The following is a 9590-nucleotide window of genomic DNA, read 5'->3' as shown; positions in this document are numbered from 1 at the left end:
AATGTAGACTTCTTCTTATACAGACTCTCAACTATTTTTGCATAATCAGAAAATCCCACAACTTTTACACTTGATCCAAAAGTTACTACTCAAATAAATACACCTGTTCCTGCTTCAGGAAAAGCAAGAATGTGGATAGTGAATCAAAACTTTCGAAAATATCATCAGGATAAAATTAAAGTAAGAATGAATGCCTACGGTCATGAAGGAGGGACAGTAGTTGCCAAATATGTAGTATCAAAAATTGTTGGACTAATGACAAATCCTGTAAAAGATATAAAAGAATAAAAATTACACATGATTTATTAAACGACTCCGCTGCTATGTACAAACCATTTGTACCCTTTCAAGTAGGTAGACCTCACAGTACTGCTAAAGCCTCAAAGTACCAACGTTTAACTAGCACTCCATAAATAATACTTATGAACCCACCTTATTCACCAACACCTTTTCATACAACTCTTCGTATAGTGGCACGATATTATGGATATCAAACTTGGCGGCTTCACGTCTGGCATTGTCTTTAAAGGTACGAAGTGTTTTACCGTCTTGTAAAATCCGGATGGCATTCTGCGCCATATCAGCAATGTTTCCTACGTTAGAGAGGTAGCCAGTTACACCGTCAATATTGACTTCTGGAATCCCACCTGCGTTACTAGAAATTACGGGAACTTCGTTGACCATCGCTTCTAATGCGGCAAGTCCAAAACTCTCTGCTTCTGAAGGCAGTAGAAAAAGATCTGAAAAACATAAAATTTTATCAATCTCATTACTGTTTCCTAAAAAGCGGACTTTATCTTCGATGCCTAATTCTTTAACGCGTTGCTCTGCATCTTCTCTCTCAGGACCCTCGCCTACCATCAATAATTTTGCAGGTAATTCCAGCTGTACTCTGTAAAATACTTCGATGACATCTTGGATTCGTTTTACTTTTCTAAAATTACTAATGTGGGTAATAATGCGTTCGTTTTCATGCGCCATTAAGTCCCGTTGGCAATCGGTAAACTCATGATTGGTAGCTTCCATATCAATAAAGTTAGGCACTACATCTATATGTCTTGTAATATCAAAAAGGCGCAAGGTATCTGTTTTGAGGCTTTCTGAAACAGAGGTCACGACATCACTTTTGTTGATACTAAAACTTACGGCTGGTCGATAGAATGGATGACTTCCTACCAACGTAATATCTGTACCATGCAAAGTCGTCACCATAGGAACATGAATCCCTTCTTCCTTGAGCATCTCTTTTGCCATATAGCCTGCATAGGCATGAGGGATCGCATAATGTACGTGTAGAATATCAATCTTATGTTTCTTTATGATGCGCACGAGTTTACTTGACAGCGCCAACTCATACGGTTGATAGTGAAACAATGGGTAATCGGGTACATTTACCTCATGAAAGTGAATACGCTCATTAAGCAATGCCAGTCGTACGGGTTGCTTATATGTAACAAAGTGAACTTCGTGTCCTCTTTTGGAGAGCGCTATTCCTAGCTCTGTAGCGACAACGCCACTACCTCCAAAGGTTGGATAACAAACTATAGCAATTTTCATGTATTTCTTTTTTTGCTTTCGCGAAAGCGTACTAATCAATAATTGATTCATAAATCGCTTCTTGGATTCTTGTACGTAATCCCGACGTGACTAATTTACGATTTTCCATCGTAGGAAAAGTGCGGTTGGATAAAAATACATAGACAAGATCTTGCTCTGGATCTGCCCACGTATAGGTTCCTGTGAAGCCACTATGTCCAAAACTAGTCATAGAGACGCAGCCACAGGTAGGTCCACTTCCAGAAAGTTGAGGTTTATCAAAACCTACGCCTCTTCGCACATTTTTATCACAATACGTACAGGTATTAAACTCCTCCAGCGTTTCTTTTGAGATATACCGTTTGCCTCCATAGTAACCATTTTGAAGATACATCTGCATTAGCTTTGCTACATCATTGGCATTGCTAAAGAGTCCTGCGTGTCCTCCCACATTACTTTGCATCGCAGCACCCATATCGTGGACGTAGCCTTGTACTTTTTGGTTACGCCAATAGGTGTCATTTTCAGAAGGAACAATAGAATTTTCAGAAAATCTGTCTAACGGTTTATATCCTGTTCTATTGGCACCTAACGATTTGTAAAACCGCTCAGATGTTAGCGTATTTAAGTCTTTTCCATAATAATCTTCTAAGAACTTCTTCATCAGATAGTAAGGTAAATCACTATATTTATACGAAAGTCGGTCTCTCAAATCACTCTCCCCAATACGTTTTATGATGGTATCTGAATAGTCACTGCGCAGATACATTTCATCTGCTATTTTGATATTAAATTCTTTCGAATAGGCAGAACGATAATACTCTTTAGATGGTTTTTTAGTCGCCGTATCCAACGTAGCGAGATAAAAAGGAATCCATGCTTTAAAACGTGCATAGTGTGATAATGCCTTACGTAACGTAATGTTTGATTTGTTGGTTCCCTTCATCTCTGGGATTAATTCTCCTAGAGTATCATCTAGCGTAATAGAACCTTGACTTCGTAATTCCATTAATAAAGGTAGAGAAGCTAATATTTTAGTCATAGAAGCGACATCATAGACGTCATCTGAGGTAACTCGGCGTTTTTTTGTGTAAGTATGATAACCAAAACTTTTATTATAAATTACCTTTCCTTTGCGTGCAATAAGTACCTGTGCTCCTGGCATCATTGCTTGTGTAATTCCAGAACGAACGAGCGCATCTACTTTTTTGTACAAACTATCAGAACTCATCCCCACCTCTTCTGGAATCCCATACGAAAGTCGGCGTAAAGTACCCGATTCAAAACCTGTTCCAGCCAGTGTGTTTTTGAGAGAAACAGGGAGTTTTCCTTTACTTGGAATCGCTCCAAAAATAAGCTGTGCGCTCTTCTCTTGAGCAATTCTACTGTTTTGATAGCTATGAATAATCCCTTCTATATTAGTAGTAGACAATAGATCTAACATCGCATACGGACGTACAAAAAGATCTAATACTACCTCATTGGTACGTGCGATTTCATAGAGCCATGTTTTTTCTTTATCTGTAAAAGCATACGATTTCCAAGGGTTTTCATTGGATCTGTGAAAACCAATAATAACGTAATTATACTTTTCCAATTTAGTAATCATTTCATCAAGGGTAGCTGCTTTTACATGAGTCACTTGATCGTACTTACGCATCGCCTCCAGAAAATGACTTCCCGAATCGTCTCCTAAAGAGACATACGCTATTTTCTTATCATCAAGATTCTTTACTGGAAGAATGTTGTTTGTGTTTTTTGTAATGGTGAGTGCATTTTCAATAGCGGCACTGTAAACGACGTCATCTAAGGTTGTATTTAGATCGGCTACAAGATTTTTTGTACTTATAGGTTTATACGTGGATAAACCTACTTTGTATTTTGCATACAGAATCTTTTTTACAGAATGTGCTAGACGCTCTTCTGTAATTTCTTTTTTTTCTAATGCGGCTTTAATTTTTAGAACGGCAGATGGCACATCATTGCTAATTAAAAGAATATCATTCCCAGCTTTAAAAGCAGCAAGGTCAATATCTCCAGGCTCTTTAAAATTAGAAGCTCCTTTCATATTCAAAGCATCTGTAATAATCAATCCGTGAAAACTTAAACTGTCTTTAAGAATCTTAGTGACTACTGTGGGTGAGATAGAGGTTGGATAGCCTTCTTCTGGAACTAAATTTGGCACATTAAGGTGTGCGACCATCACACTTGCCACACCTGCTTCTATAATAGGTTTGTAAGGATACATCTCAATATTCTTGAGACGTTCTAGCGTAAAATCGAGCGTAGGTAAAGTTTTATGACTATCCTGATCGGTATCTCCATGACCAGGAAAATGCTTTGCACTACCCAAAACCCCGGCGCTTTGCATTCCTTCTAAAAAGGCAATCGCCTTTTCGGTGACGTTTATTTTATCCTCCCCAAATGAGCGATTCCCAATAATAGGATTTGCTGGGTTGACATTAATATCCACAACGGGACCAAAATTAACATGTACCCCTAAGCGTTTGCAATGTTCCCCTACGCGAGTTCCTACATCTTTGATAATCCGATTATCTTGTATGGCGCCCAGTGTCATATTCCAAGGAAATGCATACGTGCTATCCAATCGCATGGAGAGTCCCCACTCGGCATCCATTCCTATTAATAAAGGAGTCTTTGCCAATTCCTGAAACTCATTATTAAGTTTTGCTTGTCGCATAGGACCGCCTTTGGAAAAAATAACACCTCCAATGTGTTGCTCTTTAATAAGGGCACGAATCTTATCTACTTTTGCTTTGGGATCACTTGAAAAAACATCTACCATAAAGAGCTGTCCAATACGTTGCTCTACGGTCATGCTTGTGTATACACTATCCACCCATTTACGTTGCGCTTCTATATCATTGGTATAGAGCGGATATGATTGTTGTGCAAATGCAAAAAATGGGATGTAAATAAAACTAAGAAAAAGTAGATATTTCCTAAACTGCATATATCAAGAACTATTTATAAAGAATAACTATTAAGTGTTGTTACTCGCCTCTTTACATACAAATACAATGCCATCAAGAAGTAAGTTGGGTACTACGAATTTACTAAGATTGCCTCCGCTTTCGCGAAAGCGTATAAAAAGTTAACAAAATATTATTAACCATACGCTCATAGCATCAAAAACGTATACCTACCCAGCAAATTATACCAAAAAAATTATTTTCTCAAAAAACGGCTATGCCAGCTTTCTATCGCGGGTACTTCCCAATAATGTTTGTATTCTTCTAGATTGGTGACTAGATTATTAAACACAACTGTGTTCTTACCAACCGCACCGTCTTTTGCCATTTTTTTAAAGTCAATAAGTGTCTTATAATGTATACGATCATTTTGATAATAGGTCACATTCATTTTATCGAGTAAATCTACGCCTAAATCTTCTTGTATGGCTTGAATAAATCGCACTTGACTGTCTATAGAACAGCCACTTGCCGTCGCTTCTGATTGATCTAATGCAATGATAATAAATCGTTTGTACTTCACTTCAAAACCTGCCTTTAAGGCTGCTCCATGTGCTGTCCACGAAGTAAGAAATGTAGAGAGGTCTTTTTCAAGTTGTGTGACCTGATTATCTGTAAGGGCTTTATCACTTTGGTATATCCAAACGCGCGATTGATCAGAAAGTGTATGTATATCTTGTAACATAGGATCGTGTTGCTAAAAAAGGTAGACTTACGCCTACCTTTTTAATATATTATGTAATAGGTATTATAAATCTTCGGCGGCGGCAATCATTTCTGCTACATCCATGACCTCTATACTGTCTTCTTTTTCTTTGTTTTTGATACCGTCTGTCATCATAGTATTACAAAATGGGCAACCTGCCGCGATGATGTCTGGTTGTACTTCTAGCGCTTGTTCTGTACGTTCTATATTAACGTCTTTATTGCCTGGTTCTGGCTCTTTAAACATTTGTGCTCCACCAGCGCCACAACAAAGCCCATTGGTTTTGCATTTACGCATTTCTACCAATTCTACTTCCAATTTACGTAATAAGTCACGAGGTGCTTCATAGACATTGTTAGCACGTCCTAAATAACAAGGGTCATGAAAAGTGATTCGTTTTCCTTTAAACTTTCCTCCTTCTACCGTAAGACGCCCATCATCTAATAAGGATTTTAAAAACTGCGTATGATGTACTACTTCGTAGTTTCCGCCTAGAGACGGGTATTCATTTTTAATAGTGTTAAAACAATGTGGACAAGCGGTGACTATTTTTTTGATTTCGTATCCATTGAGTACTTCTATGTTTGTGACTGCCTGCATTTGAAAAAGAAACTCATTCCCTGCTCTTTTTGCTGGATCTCCTGTACAGCTTTCTTCGGCTCCAAGCACGGCAAAATCTACATTGGCTTTATTTAAGATACGAGCAAAAGCTTTTGTTATTTTTTTTGCTCTATCATCAAAACTACCAGCACAACCTACCCAAAATAATACTTCAGGTTGCTTGCCTTGTGCCATATATTGGGCCATGGTAGGTACTCTTAGTGGTTCACTCATAGTATGTGTTTCTGCTTTCGTTTTGCTGCCAGCAGGCAGCAAAACGAAATTATTACGATCTAATCTTTAAAAACCTGAATGGTTACTTCTTTATCTACTAATTCTGTAAATTTTCCTTTGTATCGCGTGGCTTTTACCAAATGATTATCTATCCAATGATAATTACCTCCTCTTGGTTTTCCCATCAATAAACTGTGGTACTTAAATCCGTGTTTTTTGAGCCATGTTTCGGTGTATCCTCTATGCTCTTCTGTACGAGATGTAAAAAAGCATATAATATGTCCTTGATCATACCAATTATTCAATGTTATTAATGCATCTGGATATACCTCTGCAGTGAGCATACGTTCTGGTTCTTCATTTGGGATATCATCACATATAGTACCGTCAATATCTATAAGGTAATTTTTAACGCCCTCTGGAAGTACTGGACTTATATGTTCACCGTTTTCTAACTTCTCGCTTAATAATTTATCTACGTCTTCCTTATTCATTTCTTAGCTTACTTAATTATTAATAGATTTAAAATCTTCTTTACTTATTCTTATAAAATGAGCCTGTACGTGGACTCCTGCTTTTTTTAAATTAGGATCATTAAGATCCATTCTTGTGCGATGTAATGCTTCTTCAGACAATGCTAATACTTGTTTTTGAGAACAATAATCACAGGTAATCTTTTGAACTTTTACCGAGTCTATTTGTTGTTGTGTATTAAAATAGACTCGCGTATACACTTTAAATTGCAAACTATCTGTTCTCCAACTATGTTGAGCGCTTACCATAAAAGGAAAGCATAAAAAGGATAGTATGACGAGTTGTTTAGCTTTCATCAATCCAATTTGCTCTATCCATTTGATTAAATGGCCATGGAGCTCCGTTGTTCTCTATGTTGGTCATGGCGTTGTTAAGATCTGTTGGTGCTGAACTTTCTTCCATCACCATATAACGACGCATATCCATAATAATACTCAAGGGATCTATACCAATAGGACAAGCTTCTACACAAGCATTACAGGTGGTACACGCCCATAACTCTTCTTTCGTAATATGATCATCTAGTAACTGTTTTCCATCAGGTTGGAATGTACCATTCTGATCTATATTTTTACTCACAGTTTCTAATCGATCTCGTGTGTCCATCATGATTTTACGAGGAGATAGTTTTTTTCCTGTTTGATTTGCTGGACATTCGCTTGTACAACGACCGCATTCTGTACAACTATAGGCATTCATAAGTTGAACCCAATTAAGGTCTAACACATCACTTGCTCCAAATTTTTCTGGATCGCCTTCTTCTTCGGTAGGTGCTGCAAATGGATCAGCATTAGGATCCATCATAAGCATTACTTCTTTGGTCACTGCATCAAGATTATCGAGTTGTCCTTTAGGTTTTAACTTAGCATACCACGTATTTGGGAAGGCTAGTAAAATATGCAAGTGTTTAGAATAGTATAAATAGTTTAGGAATATCAAGATGCCTACTATATGTACCCACCAGGCACTACGTTCTAAGATAATAAGAGAGGATACTGACATCCCATCAAATAAAGGTGCTATATATTGACTGATAGGAAATGCGCCTACGAGTCCACTTTCAGATGCATAATGGTCTGCACCGAGTGTTTGTAATTGTAAATCTGCTGCGTTCATGACTAAGAAAAGCGTCATGAGTACCATTTCAAAATAGAGGATTAAATTTCCATCCATTTTAGGCCATCCTTTCATTTCTGGGCTTAAGAAGCGTTTAAGCCGTATGACATTACGACGCATCCAGAATACCACTACGGCGACAAACACTAGAAATGCTAAAATTTCAAAACTACCTATTAAGAAATCATAAAACCCTCCTAGGAATCCGAAGATTCGGTGCGTTCCAAAGAGTCCATCTATGATAATCTCTAATACTTCTATGTTAATGATAATGAAACCTACGTATACGACAACGTGTAATATCCCTGAGATGGGACGCTTTACCATTTTATATTGTCCTAAGGCAATTTTAGCCATATTACGCCAGCGCAATGACTTATGATCCGATCTATCTATCTCTTTTCCGAGTTTGATATTGCGGAATAATTTTTTAATGTTTTTTGTAAAAAACCCAATCCCTATAAGAAGGATTATCAAAAATAAAATGTTAGGTATGTATTGCATAGTCTATTGCTCTGGATTATCTGGTTTTGTGTACTCTTTGTTGTTTTTTCCAAAAACAGATATATGGATGTATCTCTTTGGATTTAGTTTTACATCTTCAAGCAATTCATCTAGTTGCTTGGAAGCCCCTTTTAAATTTTCATACAGCTGCTCATCTGTAAGTAATTTACCCATACTGCCCTGTCCATTTTCTAGGGCTGAAGCTATGGTATCAAAGCGGCTAACTAGGTTTTGAAATTCTGAAAATAGTTTTCCTGTTTCTAATTTTGAAAGAGAATCAGAAAGGCTATTAAAATTAGCAGACATTTCATCAAGATTTGTAAAGGTGCGGTCTAACTTCCCTGTATTATCTTTTAAAAGGCCATCTAAAGAACTAGATGCGCCATTTAAAGACTCCATGGTGGTGTTTAAATTAGCAATTGCCTCTTGAAGGTTGGCGCGAGTTTTAGGGTCTAGTAAATCTGTAACAGAGTTTAAAAGTATATCTAAGGTGGTTAGTGTATTATTTACTTTATCCTCTAGGGGGCCAAGGGCTTTGGTTACCGCCACAAGCATGTCATCTTCTACACTACCAACTAGAGTGTCTCCAGAAACAGCCATATTTTTTAGGTCATACTCTGGATAGAGCCCTAAGGATTTACCTCCTAGAAGACCACTGCTGTAGATACGTACCAAGCTATTTTTTGAAAACTTAAAATCAGGCTCCTTTATAGTGAATGAGACTAGTAATTTCCCTTTGTTGTTTAGAAAATCAATATCGGTAACCTTACCTACCAAAAGGCCATTAATGGTAACGGGAGATGCTGCTGCAAGCCCCTCAACGTTGTCATAGGTTACAAAAAAAGTTCTGTGTTTGTCTAGTAAATTATTTCCCTTTAGAAAGCTGTATCCAAAGATAAATAGTAGAATTGTTCCTATTGCTAGTACAGCGGTTTTAACTTCTCTGGAGCGTTTCAAAAGGTGTGTGTTTTAGTTATACAAATTTAACAATAATTCTTATTCTTTGGAGCCCTTGTTTAGTACTTCTGAAAGTTTAACTTTCTGGCCATCTTTAAAGGCCACTACATAGGCAGAGCTGTACCCTTTTTCTTGGGCAAATGTTTTTAAAAGCTGAATCTCTGTGTAGTTTGATGTACTGCCATAGAAATACTTGTATAAGGTTCCAAATTTTTCGCGAGCTACATTCTTTAATCCCTTAAAGTTATAGGCCTTGGTTGCTATTTTTTTTGATCCTGCAGCCAACTGTACTTTAAAAGTAACATCGTCATATATTTTTTCTTGTGAAACTTTAATAGCTGCATCTACCTCATCTTGAGTGATGACAGGATTTTGAGCATTACTGGTTCCAAGGGCTATGTTTTTTTTAT

The 9590-nt window shown here is 37.3% G+C and carries 9 protein-coding genes and 1 pseudogene; 1 reads left to right on the top strand and 9 read right to left on the bottom strand.

What is annotated here, in order from left to right:
• The first annotated feature begins 129 nt into the window (after window positions 1–129).
• The gene (locus Q0505_RS03135) at window positions 130–288 is read left to right on the top strand and encodes a hypothetical protein (RefSeq protein WP_299208675.1); all 159 of its coding nucleotides are present in this window, start codon (window positions 130–132) and stop codon (window positions 286–288) included.
• Between the two features lie 132 nt (window positions 289–420).
• On the opposite strand, the gene bshA is transcribed toward Q0505_RS03135, so the two are convergent.
• The 9 genes and pseudogenes from bshA to Q0505_RS03090 form a co-directional block, all read right to left on the bottom strand.
• Window positions 421–1557, bottom strand: coding sequence for an N-acetyl-alpha-D-glucosaminyl L-malate synthase BshA (gene bshA, locus Q0505_RS03130; protein ID WP_299208673.1), 1137 nt, complete (start codon window positions 1555–1557; stop codon window positions 421–423).
• A 31-nt stretch (window positions 1558–1588) separates the two neighbouring features.
• Complete coding sequence (locus tag Q0505_RS03125; protein WP_299208671.1) at window positions 1589–4510, bottom strand: glycoside hydrolase family 3 N-terminal domain-containing protein; 2922 nt, start codon at window positions 4508–4510, stop codon at window positions 1589–1591.
• A 215-nt stretch (window positions 4511–4725) separates the two neighbouring features.
• Window positions 4726–5214 carry an ABC transporter ATPase gene (locus Q0505_RS03120; protein WP_299208669.1) on the bottom strand — a complete coding sequence of 163 codons (489 nt, stop codon included), beginning with the start codon at window positions 5212–5214 and terminating at the stop codon, window positions 4726–4728.
• A gap of 63 nt (window positions 5215–5277) precedes the next feature.
• Complete coding sequence (locus Q0505_RS03115; RefSeq protein WP_299208667.1) at window positions 5278–6069, bottom strand: (Fe-S)-binding protein; 792 nt, start codon at window positions 6067–6069, stop codon at window positions 5278–5280.
• 59 nt (window positions 6070–6128) lie between these two features.
• On the bottom strand, window positions 6129–6563 hold the full coding sequence (locus tag Q0505_RS03110; protein ID WP_299208665.1) for a phosphoheptose isomerase: 435 nt from the start codon (window positions 6561–6563) through the stop codon (window positions 6129–6131).
• 12 nt (window positions 6564–6575) lie between these two features.
• Window positions 6576–6899, bottom strand: a complete 324-nt coding sequence (locus tag Q0505_RS03105; RefSeq protein WP_299208663.1) for a hypothetical protein — start codon at window positions 6897–6899, stop codon at window positions 6576–6578.
• Window positions 6889–8223: a (Fe-S)-binding protein gene (locus Q0505_RS03100; RefSeq protein ID WP_299208661.1), complete on the bottom strand. Its 1335-nt coding sequence runs from the start codon at window positions 8221–8223 to the stop codon at window positions 6889–6891. Before Q0505_RS03100 ends, Q0505_RS03105 begins: the two co-directional genes overlap by 11 nt.
• Before the next feature lie 3 nt (window positions 8224–8226).
• On the bottom strand, window positions 8227–9180 hold the full coding sequence (locus Q0505_RS03095; protein WP_299208659.1) for an MlaD family protein: 954 nt from the start codon (window positions 9178–9180) through the stop codon (window positions 8227–8229).
• A 39-nt stretch (window positions 9181–9219) separates the two neighbouring features.
• A pseudogene (locus Q0505_RS03090) lies at window positions 9220–9590 on the bottom strand (N-acetylmuramoyl-L-alanine amidase); the annotation flags it as partial.

This window comes from uncultured Dokdonia sp. (genome assembly GCF_937910895.1).
Lineage (GTDB): Bacteria > Bacteroidota > Bacteroidia > Flavobacteriales > Flavobacteriaceae > Dokdonia.
The sequence above is the reverse complement of the archived record's forward strand: the minus strand, read 5'-3'. Positions and strand labels throughout refer to the sequence as shown.

Excerpts from the sequence above, each read along its gene's own strand:
- Q0505_RS03120 (WP_299208669.1), bottom strand. The coding sequence starts at position 5,214 with ATGTTACAAGATATACATACACTTTCTGATCAATCGCGCGTTTGGATA.
- Q0505_RS03135 (WP_299208675.1), top strand. The coding sequence starts at position 130 with ATGTGGATAGTGAATCAAAACTTTCGAAAATATCATCAGGATAAAATT.
- Q0505_RS03125 (WP_299208671.1), bottom strand. The coding sequence starts at position 4,510 with ATGCAGTTTAGGAAATATCTACTTTTTCTTAGTTTTATTTACATCCCA.
- bshA (WP_299208673.1), bottom strand. The coding sequence starts at position 1,557 with ATGAAAATTGCTATAGTTTGTTATCCAACCTTTGGAGGTAGTGGCGTT.
- Q0505_RS03115 (WP_299208667.1), bottom strand. The coding sequence starts at position 6,069 with ATGAGTGAACCACTAAGAGTACCTACCATGGCCCAATATATGGCACAA.
- Q0505_RS03100 (WP_299208661.1), bottom strand. The coding sequence starts at position 8,223 with ATGCAATACATACCTAACATTTTATTTTTGATAATCCTTCTTATAGGG.
- Q0505_RS03105 (WP_299208663.1), bottom strand. The coding sequence starts at position 6,899 with ATGAAAGCTAAACAACTCGTCATACTATCCTTTTTATGCTTTCCTTTT.
- Q0505_RS03110 (WP_299208665.1), bottom strand. The coding sequence starts at position 6,563 with ATGAATAAGGAAGACGTAGATAAATTATTAAGCGAGAAGTTAGAAAAC.